17 protein-coding genes are annotated in these 16,750 nt (G+C 62.2%); 6 read left to right on the forward strand and 11 right to left on the reverse strand.

What is annotated here, in order from left to right; genetic code table 11:
- Positions 1-63: 63 nt before the first annotated feature.
- From BCA01S_RS12675 to BCA01S_RS12690, 4 genes are all read right to left on the reverse strand, one after another.
- Entirely contained in the window at positions 64-882 is an 819-nt protein-coding gene (locus tag BCA01S_RS12675; protein ID WP_027777207.1) for an ABC transporter permease subunit, read from the reverse strand.
- Positions 882-1,811: an ABC transporter permease subunit gene (locus BCA01S_RS12680; RefSeq protein ID WP_020070194.1), complete on the reverse strand. Its 930-nt coding sequence runs from the start codon at positions 1,809-1,811 to the stop codon at positions 882-884. The genes BCA01S_RS12675 and BCA01S_RS12680 overlap by 1 nt, the downstream gene beginning before the upstream one ends.
- Entirely contained in the window at positions 1,808-2,908 is a 1,101-nt protein-coding gene (locus BCA01S_RS12685) for an ABC transporter ATP-binding protein (protein WP_110405260.1), read from the reverse strand. Before BCA01S_RS12685 ends, BCA01S_RS12680 begins: the two co-directional genes overlap by 4 nt.
- Positions 2,909-3,063: 155 nt before the next feature.
- Positions 3,064-4,164 (reverse strand): polyamine ABC transporter substrate-binding protein, encoded by a 1,101-nt coding sequence (locus tag BCA01S_RS12690; protein ID WP_027777209.1) that lies wholly within the window; start codon positions 4,162-4,164, stop codon positions 3,064-3,066.
- Positions 4,165-4,721: 557 nt separating this feature from the next.
- Here BCA01S_RS12690 and BCA01S_RS12695 point away from each other — a divergent pair.
- The 4 genes from BCA01S_RS12695 to BCA01S_RS12710 all read left to right on the forward strand — a co-directional run bounded on the left by BCA01S_RS12695 (position 4,722) and on the right by BCA01S_RS12710 (position 8,010).
- Positions 4,722-6,017, forward strand: coding sequence for an Nramp family divalent metal transporter (locus BCA01S_RS12695; protein ID WP_027777210.1), 1,296 nt, complete (start codon positions 4,722-4,724; stop codon positions 6,015-6,017).
- Between the two features lie 289 nt (positions 6,018-6,306).
- On the forward strand, positions 6,307-7,644 hold the full coding sequence (locus BCA01S_RS12700) for a phospholipase A (RefSeq protein WP_027777211.1): 1,338 nt from the start codon (positions 6,307-6,309) through the stop codon (positions 7,642-7,644).
- The gene (locus BCA01S_RS39045; protein WP_255218472.1) at positions 7,641-7,769 is read left to right on the forward strand and encodes a hypothetical protein; all 129 of its coding nucleotides are present in this window, start codon (positions 7,641-7,643) and stop codon (positions 7,767-7,769) included. The genes BCA01S_RS12700 and BCA01S_RS39045 overlap by 4 nt, the downstream gene beginning before the upstream one ends.
- Before the next feature lie 37 nt (positions 7,770-7,806).
- Positions 7,807-8,010, forward strand: coding sequence for a DUF1289 domain-containing protein (locus BCA01S_RS12710; RefSeq protein ID WP_020070188.1), 204 nt, complete (start codon positions 7,807-7,809; stop codon positions 8,008-8,010).
- A gap of 119 nt (positions 8,011-8,129) precedes the next feature.
- Here the strand turns inward: BCA01S_RS12710 and BCA01S_RS12715 are convergent, their stop codons facing one another.
- The 3 genes from BCA01S_RS12715 to BCA01S_RS12725 form a co-directional block, all read right to left on the reverse strand.
- Positions 8,130-8,783: an OmpW/AlkL family protein gene (locus tag BCA01S_RS12715; RefSeq protein ID WP_042318531.1), complete on the reverse strand. Its 654-nt coding sequence runs from the start codon at positions 8,781-8,783 to the stop codon at positions 8,130-8,132.
- 69 nt (positions 8,784-8,852) lie between these two features.
- Complete coding sequence (locus tag BCA01S_RS12720; RefSeq protein ID WP_027777213.1) at positions 8,853-10,043, reverse strand: NAD(P)H-dependent flavin oxidoreductase; 1,191 nt, start codon at positions 10,041-10,043, stop codon at positions 8,853-8,855.
- Between the two features lie 129 nt (positions 10,044-10,172).
- Complete coding sequence (locus tag BCA01S_RS12725) at positions 10,173-11,597, reverse strand: aldehyde dehydrogenase family protein (protein WP_027777214.1); 1,425 nt, start codon at positions 11,595-11,597, stop codon at positions 10,173-10,175.
- 169 nt (positions 11,598-11,766) lie between these two features.
- On the opposite strand from BCA01S_RS12725, the gene BCA01S_RS12730 reads away from it, so the two are divergent.
- Positions 11,767-12,261 (forward strand): hypothetical protein, encoded by a 495-nt coding sequence (locus tag BCA01S_RS12730; RefSeq protein WP_027777215.1) that lies wholly within the window; start codon positions 11,767-11,769, stop codon positions 12,259-12,261.
- A gap of 111 nt (positions 12,262-12,372) precedes the next feature.
- On the opposite strand, the gene BCA01S_RS12735 is transcribed toward BCA01S_RS12730, so the two are convergent.
- Both BCA01S_RS12735 and BCA01S_RS37980 read right to left on the reverse strand, forming a co-directional pair.
- Positions 12,373-13,965, reverse strand: coding sequence for an ABC-F family ATPase (locus BCA01S_RS12735; protein WP_027777216.1), 1,593 nt, complete (start codon positions 13,963-13,965; stop codon positions 12,373-12,375).
- Between the two features lie 51 nt (positions 13,966-14,016).
- Positions 14,017-14,178, reverse strand: a complete 162-nt coding sequence (locus BCA01S_RS37980) for a hypothetical protein (protein WP_156955051.1) — start codon at positions 14,176-14,178, stop codon at positions 14,017-14,019.
- A gap of 126 nt (positions 14,179-14,304) precedes the next feature.
- On the opposite strand from BCA01S_RS37980, the gene BCA01S_RS12745 reads away from it, so the two are divergent.
- On the forward strand, positions 14,305-14,514 hold the full coding sequence (locus BCA01S_RS12745) for a dodecin (protein ID WP_027777217.1): 210 nt from the start codon (positions 14,305-14,307) through the stop codon (positions 14,512-14,514).
- Positions 14,515-14,640: 126 nt separating this feature from the next.
- On the opposite strand, the gene BCA01S_RS12750 is transcribed toward BCA01S_RS12745, so the two are convergent.
- Together BCA01S_RS12750 and BCA01S_RS12755 are read right to left on the reverse strand one after the other, a co-directional pair.
- Entirely contained in the window at positions 14,641-15,735 is a 1,095-nt protein-coding gene (locus BCA01S_RS12750) for a BMP family ABC transporter substrate-binding protein (protein ID WP_027777218.1), read from the reverse strand.
- A 70-nt stretch (positions 15,736-15,805) separates the two neighbouring features.
- Positions 15,806-16,735 carry an ABC transporter permease gene (locus BCA01S_RS12755; protein ID WP_027777219.1) on the reverse strand — a complete coding sequence of 310 codons (930 nt, stop codon included), beginning with the start codon at positions 16,733-16,735 and terminating at the stop codon, positions 15,806-15,808.
- Between the last annotated feature and the right edge of the window lie 15 nt (positions 16,736-16,750).

The raw sequence follows: 16,750 nt of genomic DNA on the forward strand, positions 1-16,750 counted from the left end.
CGTTGTTCCGGGCCTTTCCTTGTCTTCAAGGAAAGGCCAACAAAAATCAGGCAGCGGCAAACGCTACACCGCCACTTGCACCCTCCTCCTCTCCGCTCTTTGCATGAAATAATTAACCGCCACCACGCCAACGGTCACGACGGCGATAAACAGGGTCGCCAACGCATTCATCTCGGGATTCAATCCCAACCTCACCCGCGAGAAAACCACGAGCGGCAACGTCGTTGATCCAGGCCCCGACAAAAACGCCGAGAGGACCAGATCGTCGATCGACAACGTGAACGACAACAGCCACCCCGACACCAGCGCCTGCGAAATCAACGGCAACGTGATCGAGAAAAACACGCGAAGCGGCGTCGCCCCAAGATCGAGCGCCGCTTCCTCCAGCGAAGGATGCAACTCCTTCACGCGCGACTGCACAATGATCGCCACGTAGGAAATGCACAGCATCACGTGTCCGATCCAGATCGTGAATATGCCGCGCCCGGCCGGCCACCCGAGCCACTTCGCCATTTCGATAAACAGCAACAGCAACGAAATGCCCTGAATCACCTCGGGAATCACCAGCGGCGCATTGATCATGCCGGTATAGAGCGTGAAGCCGTGAAAACGCCCCATGCGCGCGAGCACGAAGCCCGCCCATGTGCCGATAATCACCGACGCAAACGCCGTCAGCACCGCCACCCTCAACGAGAGCCACGCCGCAGCGATCAACTCGTCGTCATGCAATAACGCCGCGTACCAGCGCGTCGAAAAGCGCGTCCATACGGTGACCAGTTGCGATTCGTTGAACGAATAGACGATCAGACTGGCAATGGGCACATACAGAAACAGAAAGCCCAACGCCAACGCGGTGAACTGCAAAATCCGGTTCGGCTTCATCAGCGCCTTTCCTCCATTGCCTTCGCCTGCGCATACTGGAAGAACGCCATTGGCACCAACAGCAGCAGCACCATCGCACACGTCACAGCGGAAGCCATCGGCCAGTCCGCATTGTCGAAGAACTCATTCCACATCACGCGGCCGATCATCAGCGTATTCGCGCCGCCCAACAATTCCGGAATCACGTACTCGCCCACCGCCGGAATAAACACGAGAAGGCAACCGGCGATGATGCCGTTTTTCGAGAGCGGCAACGTAATTTGCCAGAACGCTTTCCAGGGCTTCGCGCCGAGGTCATACGCGGCCTCCAGCAAAGTCATGTCCATCTTCACCAGGTGCGCATACAGAGGCATCACGAGAAACGGCAGATACGAATACACCATGCCGATATAGACGGCGGTATTCGTGTGATACAGCTCGATTGGCGAATGAATCAGACCGATCGACATCAGGAAATTATTCAGCAAGCCGTTGTTCTTCAGAATGCCGATCCACGCATAAACGCGAATGAGGAACGACGTCCAGAACGGCAGCATCACGGCCATCATCAGGAGATTGCGGCGCGCCGGATCCGAACGCGCAATGTAATACGCCATCGGATAGCCGATCAGCAGACACAGCAGCGTCGAGATCGCGGCAACCACCACCGAATTCACGTACGTCGCAAAGTACAGGCTGTCCGTGACGAGAAACGCGTAATGCGACAGGTCGAGCTTGAGGTTGATCGCGCCGTCTACGAAGCTCGTCAGTTCGGTGTACGGCGGAATGCCAAGCTGCAGATCGGCAAAGCTGATCTTGACGACCAGCAGAAACGGCACAAGAAAGAACAGCAGCAGCCAGACGAACGGACCGGCCACGACCGCGGTGCGCCCAGTCAGGTTGAAGCGCCGCACCGGCCAGTTGACCAACGAATTGAACTGGCGCTTCATGACGTGAGCACCACACCGGCCGACGCGCTCCAGCGCACATAGACCTCGTCGCCCCAGGTCGGCGGATCGATCTCGGTGAGCGCGAGGCTCGTTACATTGGCGATCACCGTTTTGCCGCTGTCGAGCTTCACGTGGTACAGCGAATAGCCGCCCATGTAAGCAATATTGGTGACGACGCCCTTGCCCCAGTTGTACGCGCCCTCAGGCGGCTTACGCGTCAGCGCAATGCGCTCGGGCCGCACGGAAATCGTCACCGGCATGCCGAGCGGACCGGTAATGCCGTGATTCACATACAGGCGGCAAGTGAGATCGGGCGTTTCGATAAAGACGTGATCGGGCTCGTCTTCGACCGTATGCCCTTCGAACAGATTCGTCGAGCCGATGAACTCGGCCGAAAAGCGGCTATTCGGATACTCGTACACCTCGTGCGGCGTGCCGAGCTGGACGATCTCCCCTTCGCTCATCACGGCGAGACGTCCCGCCATCGTCATGGCTTCTTCCTGATCGTGCGTCACCATGATGCAGGTCACGCCGACCGTGTCGAGAATGTTGACGAGTTCAATCTGCGTGCGTTGGCGGATCTGCTTGTCGAGCGCGGACATCGGCTCGTCGAGCAGCAACAGCTTGGGCCGCTTCACGAGAGAGCGCGCCAGCGCGACACGTTGCTGCTGTCCGCCCGAAAGCTGATGCGGCTTACGGTTCGCGAAGCGGCCCATCTGCACGAGTTCGAGCGCGGTCTGCACGCGGTCCTTCAATTCCGCCTTGGGCACGCCTTCCTGCTTCAGACCAAACGCGACGTTCGATTCGACCGTCATATGCGGAAAAAGCGCATACGACTGAAACATCATGTTGACCGGCCGGCGATACGGCGGCAATTGCGCAAGGTCCTCGCCGTCGATCAGGATCTTGCCGGAGGTCACGGTCTCGAGTCCGGCCAGCATACGCAGCAACGTGGACTTGCCGCAGCCGGAACTGCCGAGCAGCGCGAACAATTCGCCCTTTTTCACCGACAGATTGACCTGCTTGACGGCCACGGTCTCGCCGAATTTTTTCACGACGTCGACAATCTGCACGAAGTTGTCGGCTGCGTCGTTCATCGCGGCGTTGCCGCCAGCGGACGGCGCGGCCACCCGGTCCAGCGCGCCCGGCTGCTCACTACTCATCACAATGCTTTACTCCGGCGTTTGACGAACAAAGCCCCCGGTGGACACCGAGGGCTTCTTGATGATGCTTACCCATTCACCTGGCCGGGTTAGCGGCCTGACTTGAACTCGGTCCAGAGCCGCGTCTGCAGCCGCTGGACTTCAGGCGGCAGCGGCTTGAGCAGGAACAACGTCTTGATGACGTCGGGCGGCGGGTACACAGCCGGATCGTTCGCGACGTCCTTGTCCACGTACTTGCGCGCTTCGAGATTCGCGCTCGGATAGTAGACGGCGTTGGTGATCGCGGCGTGGACCTGCGGCGTTTCGATGTAGTTGATCCACTCCAGCGCGGCTTCCTTGTTCTTCGCGTCTTTCGGAATCGCCATCACGTCGAACCATACGGGCGCGCCGCCCTTCGGAATGTAGTACTCGATCTTGTACGCCTTCTTCGCCTCGATCGCGCGGTGCTTGGCGATCACGACGTCGCCCGACCAGCCATATGCGAAGCACACGTCGCCGCCGACCAGGTCGTTGATATAACCCGACGAGTTGAACTGCGTGATGTACGGACGGATCTTCTTGAGCATGGCGAGCGCGGCGCGGTAGTCGGCCGGGTTCGTGCTCATCGGATCCTTGCCGATGTAGTGCAACGCCGCGGCGAACATCTGATCCGGCGCGTCGAGCACGGACACGCCGCACGCCTTCAGCTTCGAGATGTTTTCCGGCTTGAACAGAATGTCCCAGTTATCGAGCGGCACATTCTTGCCGAGGATCTGTTGTGCCTTCGTGACGTTGTAGCCCAGTCCGGTCGTGCCGTAAGCCCAGGGCACCGTGAACCTGTTGTCCGGATCGGCACCCGCGACGAGCGACATCAGCGAAGGGTCGAGGTACTTCAGATTCGGCAGTTTCGATTTGTCGAGCGGCGAGAAGATGCCGGCTGCGATCTGCTTGCCCGCGTAATTGCTCGTCGGCACGACGATGTCGTAACCGGAATTGCCGGTCAGAAGCTTGGCTTGCAGCGTGTCGTCGCTGTCGTAGTTGTCGTATTTGACCTGGACGCCGGTCTGCTTGGTGAAGTTCGGAATGGTGTCCTTGGCGATGTAATCGGACCAGTTATACACGTTGAGCTGCGTATCCTTCGCTGCCGCCGTCAGCCACGGCGCCGCGCACAAGACCAGCGCAGCCACTTGCCCCACTACCCGTCTTTTCATCCCGTTCTCCGATCCTGACCGGTCCGAACCGGCCGTCCTCACGCATGCCGCGACGCGGTGCGAACGCAGCGCCACGGCTCCCCTGAAAAACCCGAAAACTACCACCAATTATTGCGCGGTCCAAAAAAAACGCCGCATTGTCGCGCAAACGGCACAGCGTAAGCCGCGCCGCCGGAAAATGGGCGCAATTTTAGCGGGTTATGAGCGCATGTCTACCCGAAAAAAACCCCGGCTCGCGGCACGCTGCGAAGTTGCCGCCAGAGTAAGCCTGCAGGCGGGCCAGCCCGCGCGCTTTGCGTCGCCGTCCGGACGCCGCTATGCAGCCGCCTTTACGCCGGCATCGCCCGACGACGCAATGCCGTGCGACGGAGCACAATGGCTGACAGGCGCAGATCGTGACGGCTGACTCCCGGTAGCGTGCGTGCGGCCGCGCGCGAGACTGGGCAGCGCCCCGCACGGCTTTGTCCGTGAGGCTCGCCGCGTTACAGGTCGGGGCTTACATCGGCCCCGCGGGCACGGCCCTTGCGGAATCAGGCAGTCTTTGACCTCAGGCATCCATGAACACCAATCCGTTCGCGCTGCGCCCTAACCGCCGTCGACGTCTACCCGAAAAAGGACCCGCGCACTGGTTCTCGTTCGTCGGCGCCGGGGCGTTAATCGCGGTCGGCTATATCGATCCTGGCAATTGGGCCACGGCGCTCGGCGCGGGCGCCGGCTATGGCTATCAGTTGCTGGGCATGGTCGTGCTCGCGAGCATGATGGCAATGCTGCTGCAATGGCTGTCGTCGCGCCTGGGCGTCGTAACCGGGCGCGACCTCGCGCAGGTTTGCCGCGAACATTCGGGACGGCGCCGCACGATCTTTCTGTGGCTGACGAGCGAGGTCGCGATCATCGCCTGCGACGTCGCCGAGGTGGTTGGCAGCGCCGTCGCGCTGCAATTGCTACTGGGAGTGTCGCTGACTGTCGGCGTGCTGATGTCGGCTGTCTGCACATTCGCGCTGCTCGCTCTTCAGCAGAAAGGCGGCCGCAAGCTGGAAGCGGTGATCGCGGCGCTGATCGGTTTCGTCGGCTTGTGCTTTGTGATCGAACTGGCGCTCGCGCGACCCGACTGGCATGCGGCGCTGGCGGGCACGGCACCGAGCCTTGAGCTATTGCGCAACGCGGGGATGGTGTGGCTCGCGGCGGGGATCGTCGGCGCCACGGTGATGCCGCACAACCTCTATTTGCACTCGTCGCTCGTCAAGCATCACGCGCCCGACTGCAGCGACGCGCAGATCAAGGCCGCGTTGCATGTCGTCAATATCGACACGATCGGCTCGCTCCTCTTTGCCTTCGTGATCAATGCAGCGCTGCTGATCGTCGCGGCGGCCGTGTTTCATGCGAGCGGCCATCGCGACGTCACCGATCTCGCAGACGCTCACCGCCTGATTGCGCCGCTGCTGGGCACCCGCTGGGCGGGGATTCTGTTTGCGGCGGCGCTGCTGGCGTGCGGCCTGAGCGCGACCGTGACCGGCACGCTGGCGGGCCAGGCGGTCATGGAGGGCTTCCTGCAACTGCGCCTGCCGCGCTGGAAACGCGCGCTGCTCACGCGTGCGATGGCGATCGGTCCCGCGCTGGTGGCCGTGACGATGTACGGCCAGGAGGGCTCCAACCAGTTGCTGGTCGCAAGCCAGGTCGTGCTGAGCCTGCAATTGCCGCTGGCGGTCGTACCGTTGATCCGTTACGCATCGGATGCGCGTCTGATGCGCGGCTGGCGAGTGCACGGCGTGGCGCTGGTGCTGGCTTGGCTGTCGGCCACCTTCATCATCATGCTCAATGGAGCGCTGCTCTGGCAGGTCGCGTTCGGCAATTGAGGGCGTCTCGGCTTGGGCTCGCTAGTGATGCAAATTCGCCGGCGGTTGCAGTCAACTTGTAAATAATCTTTTAGTATTTCAACCCGTGCGACGCCGCCGATTGCCGTGGCGCCGCGCCGTGCTGATGAATTCGGGTGGCTGCCTGCGGTTGTCGTAGCCGCCCGGCAGACATTCTTTTGCCACTTCCTCGCCTCTCGCATCGACGCGGCGGTGAAAGCAGGCGCCGCATGATCTCACTCGAGACGCGCCGCGCCGTTTCGCTCGCGGCCTCGCTCCTGGACGACAGCCCATGCACCTTGTTGCTTCATTCGACCGCTTTGCTCGCCGTATCTTCGTGACGATTCGCCGCGCTCATCTCTCTTCACGCCGCAACAGACTCACACTGGCTTTCGCCGTCTTCGCATTGTCAGGCGCGTTGCCGGGCGAGGCTGCCGCCACGGTCGCGATGCTGCAACCGGCGCGCATCGCGGCGGCCCGTGAGCCGTTGCAGCTCACGCTGCTCTATTCCGCCGACGACGGCCACCCGTTAACCGTCACCGTGCCGCAAACCTTGCGCGTGAATCTGACCGGCGGAGAACAGTCGCCGCAGCCGCTCGAACTCGCGCGGGAAGCGGGCGTGCCCGACACGCTGCGTCTGCGGCCGGGGCAGTTTCGCAAAGTGCGCTTTTCAGCGCCGTGGCCGGAATCGGCGCGCGGCGAGATGCGTATCGACCCGGTCGGCTTCGATGCATCGCCAGCGCTCGTCGTGATCAACCGCGGCCCGCAGCAGGACGCGATTGCGCAGGCCGAGCGCAGCGAGACCCAGGCCAGCACGCCCGCGCAGGCCGCGGCGACGGCGGCGTCGCTCGACGGCCCAACGGGCGACGCCATCTCGCCACCCGGCGACTCTCTGTCGACCACTGGACGCGGCGTGTTTGCGCACGTCTCCTACTACGAGCCGATGTACTTCGCCGTCGGCCACAACGGCGACACCAACGCTCGGCTGCAACTGAGCTTCAAGTATCGATTGCGCATTCCCGACGACCTACGCTCGAAGGCGTTCATCGACAACCTGTACTTCGCGTACACGCAGACGTCGATATGGGATCTGTCCGCCGAATCCCGGCCGTTCCGTGACACCACCTACTCGCCGCAACTGTTCTACTACGTGCCGGACACGGGCTGGCGCAGTCCGCTCTTTACGCGGATGGGCTTCGCCGCAGGCGTCGCGCACGAATCGAACGGCAAGGGAGGAGCCGATTCGCGCAGCATCAACATGCCGTTCATCCGGCCGACGTGGGAATTCGGCGATCTGACGGCCAACCATCTGACGGTGTCGCCGAAAATCTACTATTACTTCGGCAAGGAAAGTAACCCTGACATCGCGGACTATCGGGGCTATGTCGATCTGCTCATCAAATACGGCAGCCCCGACGGCTGGCAGCTTGCGACCACGCTGCGCAAAGGCACCAAGCACTGGTACGGCAGCGTGGATACGCAATTCACCTATCCGCTCGCAAAGCTGCTGGGTAGCGCGTGGGGCGGCTACTTGTGGATCGGCTACTTCAACGGCTACGGCGAAGACCTGCTCGATTACAACAACCGTCAGCACTGGATGGCGCGAATCGGTTACAGCATTGCGCGGTGACACTGTGGACCGGGCAGCGGCGCGTGTGGGCCGCTGTGCTCGTCGATACGCTTGTCGACGTGCAACTGGCTGCACTTTTCGATGCGCTGCCCAGCTCGGCGGGTCTCACGCTTCGTATCGGTTAACATAGCGGAACTCCGCTTCCCTGCTGCAAGGTTTCCGATGGCTTCCAATCTCCACGCTCTTCCCGACAGCCCGTGCATCGGCGTGTGTTCCACGCTGTTCGACGACATCTGCAAAGGCTGCGGCCGCACTGCCGGCGAAGTGTCGAACTGGGTTTTTCTCAGCGACGAAGAAAAGCGGGCCGTGTGGGTACGCATCGAGCAGGAAGGCACAGCCATGCGCTTTCAGAACGACAAGCTTTGAGAGCTTCGCCGGAATAGTCACGCAGAATGTTCCGGCGAAGCTGCTCATGGCTCGACGAGAGCGCGCAGGTAGAGCCTCGCTCGAGCCAGCAGGATGCGACTAGAAGCGACCCGCAGCGACTAGAAGCGCATACCCACGCCTAGCCCCACCACCACCGGATCGATGCTTACGCGGCCAAGCGGCTGACCGTTGAGCGACGCGTCCGTGTGCATCCAGATTTTCTTGATGTCCGCGTTCACGAACAGCGACTTCGTCACTTGGACGTCGACGCCCGCCTGCAACGCCGGACCGAAACTGTGATTGCTGATCGACACCGGCTGATCGCCGACATGCAGACCGTTGTTGTAGAACAGCGTGTAGTTCAGACCCGCGCCGACATACGGACGCACGCGCCCCGCGTGATTGAAGTGATATTGCAGCAGCAATGTCGGCGGCAATACGTTCACGCCGCCCAGACCGCCGACGCTCGACGTGAGTTGATGACGCGACGTGCCGAGAATCAATTCGACGCCGAGATAGTCGCGAATCATGTAGGTCAGATCCAGTTCGGGCACGGTCGCGTTGTTGACGCCGACGTTCAGCGCCGACAACATGCCGGTCGTGTCCACGTTCGGCACGATGCTGATGGCGCGTAGACGCACGAGCACGTCGCCGGCGTGAATGCCGCTCAGTGTGTCGTCGCCGGCAGCATGTGCCTGCGGCGCTACCGCGGCCGCGCATAGCAGGCTCGATGCAATGGCGGCGGTCCTGATCCTGTTGAGCGAGAGTTCCATCTACTTCCCCGATTGTTGGTAATGTGCGGGGATTGTCGAAGCTCTCGTCGCGCGGCAAGTTGACTCCCGTCAACCGGGCGAGAAAGCACAACGCCCTGCGACAGCGGGTCGCGTCACGCCGGTCAGCAGCAGTTCCAGTAGATCGTGCACGCTGCGAATCGCCTGGCCGAACGGCAGCGCTTCTTTACCGCGGAAAAAGAGACCGTTCGCTACGTCACCGCGCAAGGCCGCGGCGAGCCGGGTGTCGATACAGAAATGGCCGAACTTCTCCACGCCGTCGCGCCAGCCACACACGCTTAGACACTCCAGCGCAGTCGGGCACGCGTGTTTGAGCGCGCCGACCTTGTCGCGAATCCTGCTTTCATGCCGCAAATAGCGCGTGAGCCATGGCGTTTTCACCGCGCGCGCGGGCAAGCCCGTCACGCTGACGAATTCGACGATATCTTCCGGCGTCGCGTCAGCGAGCACGCGCTTGAAGTTCGGATGCGCGTCGCCTTCCTCGGTCACGGCGAACGGCGTGCCGAGTTGCACACCGTTCGCACCAGCGTTGAGCAGCGCGCGCACAGCCTCATGGCTATTGATGCCGCCCGCGAGAATCAAAGGCACCTGCTTGCGATCGAGCCCGAGAGAGACGAATACGGCGTCGAGCTCTTGCAGAATCCGCATGAAGTCGAAGCGCTGATCGTTCATATCGGCGATATTCGCGACGCCCAGATGCCCGCCCGCGTGCGCCGGATGTTCTATCACGACAGCGTCGGGCAAGCGGCCTTTTTTCATCCACTTTTTCAGCACGAGCGCAACGCCGCGGCTGTCCGACAGGATCGGAATCAGCGCGATATCGTGGCCTTGGGTCATCTCCGGCAGGTCGAGCGGCAGACCCGCGCCCATAACGATCGCATCGGCGGCGCATTCGCAAGCCACGCGGACGTAATCGGCCTGCGCGCTGACCGCCTTCATCACGTTGACGGCGATCATGCCGCGGCCTTCGCTGAGCGCCTTCGCCGCATGGATTTCGCGTGCGAGCGCCGCGAGGTTGGCCTGTTCCAGCGTGGCGTGATCGGCCGACCGGCTGCAGCGCTCGACGAGGTCCGGATGGTGATGGCGCAGATCGATGCTGGCAATGGTTCCCAGCGCGCCCTCGCGTGCGACGCTGCCTGCGAGCCGGTGCGCTGAGATACCGACGCCCATGCCGCCCTGCACGATCGGCAGTAACGAGCGGCCGCGGATAACTAGCGGTGAAAAGGAGTGAGAGTGGAGCATGACTGATCCGACGGACGATTAGCGAACCGCCGATCATCGTCCGTCGCGCGCAGCCCGGGTTGCGTCAGGTCAAGCAGCGCGCGAATGACGTTCGCGCGCGCGCCGGGTGCTTGACGCCGGTCATCCGGATCAAACTTTGAACTGCATCGATTTGAGTTCGAAATATTCCTCGAGCCCGTAGACCCCGTTTTCGCGTCCAAAGCCGGATTGCTTGAAGCCGCCGAACGGCGCGGCCATGTTCCATGCACCGCCGTTGATGTCGATCTGGCCCGTGCGGATGCGGCGCGCAACAAGTTGCGCGCGCTCGTCGCTGCCCGCCCACACCGCGCCGCCCAGTCCATACGGCGAATCGTTGGCAATCCGAATCGCCTCTTCTTCGTCCTTGTAGGTCAGAATGGACAGGACCGGCCCGAAGATTTCCTCTTGAGCGATCGTCGCTTTGGGATGCACCCGGCCGAACACGGTAGGCTTGACGAAGAAGCCTTTCGACACGCCGTCGGGCAGCCCCGCGCCGCCGGTTACGAGCTCTGCGCCCTCCTCGATTCCCTTCGCAATGTATTGCTGCACACGCGCCTGCTGCGCCGCCGACGCCAATGGTCCGAGGCGCGTTTTCTCGTCGCGCGGATCGCCGGCTGCATATGTCTCGGCCACCTGTTTCGTAAGCGCTCGCGCTTCGTCGTAGCGAGCCTCGGGGACCAGCATGCGGGTGTGCGCGGAGCAGGTTTGCCCTGAGTTCAGGAAGCACGCGCTGAGGGTGCCTTTCACCGCGGCGGCGAAATCGGCGTCGTCGAGAATCACCGAGGCCGACTTGCCGCCCAGTTCGAGCGCGACGCGCTTGATCGTCGCCGACGCCAGTTCCGACACACGCTTGCCCGCGCGCGTGGAACCGGTGAACGACACCATATCGACCGACGGATGACTCGCGAGAATCTCGCCGACAACCGGCCCGTAACCGCTGACGAGATTGAACACGCCGGCAGGCAGCCCTGCTTCGTGAATCGCCTCGGCGAGCACAAAGGCATTCAAAGGCGCGATTTCGGAGGGCTTGAGCACGACCGTGCAACCGGCGGCGAGCGCCGCCGCTACCTTCAGCGTGATCTGATTGAGCGGGTAATTCCATGGCGTGATGGCGGCGACCACGCCGACCGGTTCGCGCACGACGAGCGAATTGCCGACGCGCGTTTCGAATTCGAACTCGCTGGCAAGCTTCGCATACGCGTTCCAGTTGTACACGGGGCTGCCCACCTGAATGGCCCGCGAGAGCTTCAGCGGCATACCTACTTCGCCCGCGATCAGCGCAGCCAGTTCATCGGTGCGTGCTTTCAGGTTTTCGGCAATGCGCCGTAGATACTCGCCGCGCTGGGCGGCGGGCGTCGCGGCCCAGCCGTCGAAGGCCACGCGCGCGGCGGCAATCGCGCTTTCGGCATCGGCTTCGACGCCCTCCGGGATGCGCCCCATGACTTCCTCGGTGCCCGAATCCACCACGTCGATCGTGCCGGTGCCACAGGGCGCAATCCATTTTCCGTCGATATAGAGTTTGTCGTAGGTCTTCATGATGGTCGGCCTCTGTCTGCGGACATTGATGGTCCTATTGTAATCAGCGTCGGGACGAACGCGCCGCCGCCCTGATCTGTAAACCGGGTAGCCAATAGCGCCGCGCTCGCTTACTATCCGACTTCAAAAGAAAGCGCCCGCCCCGTGGCGCATAGACGTCGAGACCAACATGAACCCCACACGACACCCGAACCTTTCTCTGATCGCCGCGATGATGGCTATCGCCGTGACAGCAGGCACCGCGCGCGCGGCGGAATCCGCGCCGGACGCGGCATCTGAAGCCGAGCTGGACCTCACGAAAGAGGCCGCGCATCCAGTGGCCGATCTTCCCGCCGGCCTTGGCAACTTCTGCTTCTTTGCACGGCTGCCGCCGGCGAGTCAGAAGTACAAGGTCATCAAGAATGTGAAGATCGGCAAAGGGACCTACGGCGGCGTCGCGGACATCCTTCCGAAAATGGCGGAATATGCCCAACTGCGCGGAGCCGATGCAATCGTCGAGTACAGCGGTTCGCAGCGCTTCGGCTTCTGGCCGTGGCGGATGGTCCGCCCCGTAGTGCGCGGCGTCGCCGTGCAATGGACGGAACCGAGGCAGGCGGATTGCGAATCGATAGGCGGCACGAAGCTGAGCACGATCCTGTCATCGGGTCAGCCGCCGGCCAAATGAAAAACGGCCGTCCGACATGCACAGGGCATGCCGGACCGCCGTTCTCGGGCGCCATGTTTCCGACGGGCAAATCCGACGGTCGATGGCTTCGCCAACCTGCTTGTCAGACGCTTACTGCACGCCCTGGCTCGCCAGGAAGTCTTCATAATTCCCGCCGAAGTCGTTCAGCGTGCCGTCGGTCTTCACTTCGATGATCCGGTTGGCCAGCCCGCTCACGAACTCGCGGTCGTGCGACACGAAAATCAGTGTGCCTTCGAACTTGTCGAGCGCGATTTGCAGCGACTCGATCGATTCCATGTCCATGTGGTTGGTCGGCTCGTCCATGAGCAGCACGTTATGGCGCCCCAGCATCAGCTTGCCCCAGATCATGCGGCCCTTCTCGCCACCCGACAGCACCTTGACCGACTTGCGGATGTCGTCGGCATTGAACAGGAGACGGCCCAGCGTGCCGCGCACCATCTGCTCGTCGTCACCTTCCTTGCGATACGCGTCGATCCAGTCCATCAGGGTGACGTCGTTCGGAAACTCTTCGTACGTGTCCTGCGGCATGTAGCCGACGTTTGCGTTCTCGGCCCACTTCACCGTGCCGTGATCGAGTTGCAGATTGCCGAGCAGCGAGCGCAACAGCGTGGTCTTGCCAGCGCCGTTCTCGCCGATGATTGCGATCCGCTCGCCAGGCTGCACGCTGATGCTGAAATTGTTGAAGATGGTGCGCTCGTACTTCTTCGAAATGCTGTCCGCGACCACCGCAATGTTGTGCAGCTTCTTTTCGAACTCGAAGCGAATAAACGGATTCTGCCGCGACGACGGCTTGAATTCCTCGATCTTGATCTTGTCGATCATCTTCAGACGGCTGGTTGCCTGGCGCGCCTTCGACTTGTTCGCGGAGAAGCGGCGCACGAAGTCCTGCAGGTCGGCGACACGCTCCTTAGCCTTCGCATTCGCGTTCTGCTGACGCTCGCGCGCCTGCGTGCTGGCCAGCATGTAGTCGTCGTAATTGCCCGGATAGACCTTCAGCGTGCCGAAGTCCATGTCGGCCATGTGCGTGCAGACCTGGTTCAGGAAGTGCCGATCGTGCGAGATGATGATCATCGTCGAGTTGTACTGGTTGAGCACGTCTTCCAGCCAGCGGATCGAGTTGATGTCCAGGTTGTTGGTCGGCTCGTCGAGCAGCAGCACGTCCGGCTTCGAGAACAGCGCCTGCGCGAGCAGCACGCGCAGCTTCCAGCCAGGCGCGACGTTGCTCATGGGGCCGTTGTGATCTTCAATAGCGATGCCGATGCCGAGCAGCAATTCGCCCGCGCGCGCCTCGGCGGTATAGCCGTCGTATTCGGCGAACTTCGCTTCGAGTTCGGCCGCGTGCATGTAGTCGTCGTCGGTCGCGTCGGGGTTCGCATAGATCGCGTCGCGCTCGGTCATGGCGGCCCACATTTCTGCGTGGCCCATCATCACGACGTCGAGCACGCGCACGTCTTCATACGCGAACTGGTCCTGGCGCAATTTACCGAGGCGCACGTTCGGCTCGAGCATCACGTTGCCCGAGCTCGGCTCCAGATCGCCACCCAGGATTTTCATGAAGGTGGACTTGCCGCAGCCGTTAGCACCGATCAGGCCATAGCGGTTCCCTCCCCCGAATTTGACCGAGATGTTCTCGAACAGGGGCTTTGGCCCGAATTGCATGGTGATGTTGGCAGTAGACAGCACGGCGCGTCCCTTTGAATGTGATATCGGCGAAAAACCGAATATTTTAGCAGGTTATCGCGAATCCAGCCCACGCACGATGCGTTGCCGGCCGGTGACGGCGCGCGGCGTCTGCAAAATGTCGATGAACGCCGAAATCCTGGCCTCGCCCCGGCTTTTCCGCGCGCGGTTCATGACGTACATCGGGCGCCGGGCGCGCAGCAGATGGCCGACCATCCGCCCTTCCGGTCCCTTTGATCGGGCACGCGCCGTGCAACAACGGATCGTCACGCGACTGACGTTTTACCCGTGCGCGTTACCTATACTTCCTGAACGCCAACGAAGATCAAAAGGAGAGACTTCATGTCAGACCACGTCTACAAGCAGATCGAACTGACCGGCTCATCGACCAAATCGATCGACGACGCCATCAGCACCGCCATTGCGAAGGCGTCGAAAACGCTGCGCAATCTGCACTGGTTCGAAGTGACGGAAACCCGGGGCCAGATCGAAAACGACAAAGTCGCCTTCTGGCAGGTGACAATCAAAGTGGGCTTGCGCATCGACGATTGATGCGGCTAACGCCGGCGACGTAGAACCGCCGGACAGCGCCCGACTGAAACCGGAAGAGCCGCGTCCGTGGCGGGCGCAGCTCCGGCAGTCTTTTCATGCGGCGGGGGCCCGCCGCAATGTAGCGCCTTATTTCGGCAACGAACCGTCCACGCCTTCCACGTACCAGTTCAGACGCTGCAGTTCCGGGTCGGTCAGCGTCTTGCCGGCCGGCACCTTCACCGTGCCGGACTGGTCCTTGATCGGACCGGCGAACACATCCCACTTGCCTCCCGCCAGTTCGTCGCGCTTCGCGGCGACCTTCTTCTGCGCGTCAGCCGGAATCGCCGACGTGTTCAGGTCTTCAAGATCGACAGCCTTCTGCGGAATGCCCCACCACACCGGGTCGTTCTTCCATTTGCCGTCGAGCACCTGCTGGATCGCCGCGTTGTAATACACGCCCCAGTGAGCGACCACCGAACCCAGATGCGCGCTCGGGCCGAACTTCTTCATGTCCGAATCCCACCCGAACGCGTGCACATGTTTCTCGGATGCGGTCGCGAGCGTCGCGCTCGAATCCGTGTTTTGCAACAGCACGTCCGCGCCCTGACCGATCAGCGTTTCGGCGGCCTGCTTCTCCTTGCCCGGATCGAACCAGCTATTGATCCAGATGACCTTCGTATGCACTCTCGGATTCACCGAGCGCGCGCCGAGGGTGTACGCATTGATGTTGCGGACCACTTCCGGAATCGGCACCGAAGCGACGAAGCCGAGCGTGTTCGTCTTCGTCACGTAGCCGGCGGCCACGCCGGCAAGGTATGCGCCTTGATACATGCGCACGTCGTAAGTCCCGAAATTCGGCGCCTTCTTGTACCCGGTCGCGTGCAGGAAAACGGTGTCCGGAAAGTCCTTTGCGACTTTGAGTTCGAAGTCCTGATAGCCGAAGCTCGAACCGATGATGATCTTGTTGCCCTTGTTCGCCAGATCGCGGAATACGCGCTCCGAGTCGGCCGATTCCGGCACGTTCTCAATGCGCGTGATCTTGACCTTGTTGCCGAACTTCGCTTCGGCTTCCTTGGAACCCTGGTCGTGCGCGAACGTCCAGCCGGCATCGCCCGGATTGCCGAGATAGACGAACGCCACGCCCGGCGCGTCCGCGGCTTGCGCGGCCTGCGGCAGCGACGCAACCAGCCCGAGCGACGCCGCGCCCCAGGCAAAAGCGGTCAGCAGATTTCTTCTCTTCATGTTTTCTCCTGTCGTGTTTATCGAATGATCTGAGATTTGGGGGAGCACTTGCAGACGGTGCCGACGATCCTCAGCCTGCCGAGAAAAACGGCTTGCCAAGCGATGCGGGCGCGTTCAGGCGGATCGTGTTCGGGTTGCGCGAGATCAGCACCAGCACGACGACCGTCGCGACGTATGGCAGCATCGCGAGGAATTGCGTCGGTACCGGCACGCCGATCGCCTGCGCGTAGAACTGCAGGCCGGTCACGGCACCGAACAGCAGCGCGCCGATCAGGAGGCGCCCTGGGCGCCACGTCGCGAATACGACGAGCGCAAGCGCGATCCAGCCTCGGCCCGACGTGAGTTGCTCCTGCCAGAGGTGCAGATTGACGATCGAATAATAGCCGCCGGCCAGTCCCGCCATGCCGCCGCCGAATGCGACCGCGCCATAGCGCACGCCCACCACCGGGAAGCCTACCGAATGCGCGACCTGCGGCGACTCGCCGACCGAGCGCAGCACGAGCCCCGCGCGCGTGCGATACAGAAACCAGCCGATTACCGCGAACATCACGAACGCGAGGTAATCGAGCGGCGTGAGACTGAAGAGCGCGGGACCGAGCACCGGAATCTTCGAGAGGCCCGGAATGGTCCACGTGTCGATGGTCGCGCGTACGGCCGCCGACGTGTACGGCTTGCCGACATACGCGGACAGGCCGATGCCGAAGATGGTCAGTGACAGGCCCGTGGCGACCTGGTTGGCGAGCATGGTCAGCGTGAGAAACGCGAACAGCAGCGACATCGCGAGGCCCGCGCCGATCGCGGCGAGCACGCCGAGCCAGGGGCTGCCGGTGATCGCGGTGACTGCGTAGCCGGTCACGGCGCCCATCAGCATCATGCCCTCCACGCCGAGATTGAGAACGCCCGACTTTTCGGTGACGAGTTCACCCGCGCCCGCGAACATCAGCGGAATCGCGGCGGTGACGGCGCTCGAAGTGAGCGCGCTGGCTTGTTGAATATCCATGGATTGCGGCAACGA

It is taken from the genome of Paraburkholderia caledonica NBRC 102488, from assembly GCF_000685095.1.
Classification (GTDB): domain Bacteria; phylum Pseudomonadota; class Gammaproteobacteria; order Burkholderiales; family Burkholderiaceae; genus Paraburkholderia; species Paraburkholderia caledonica.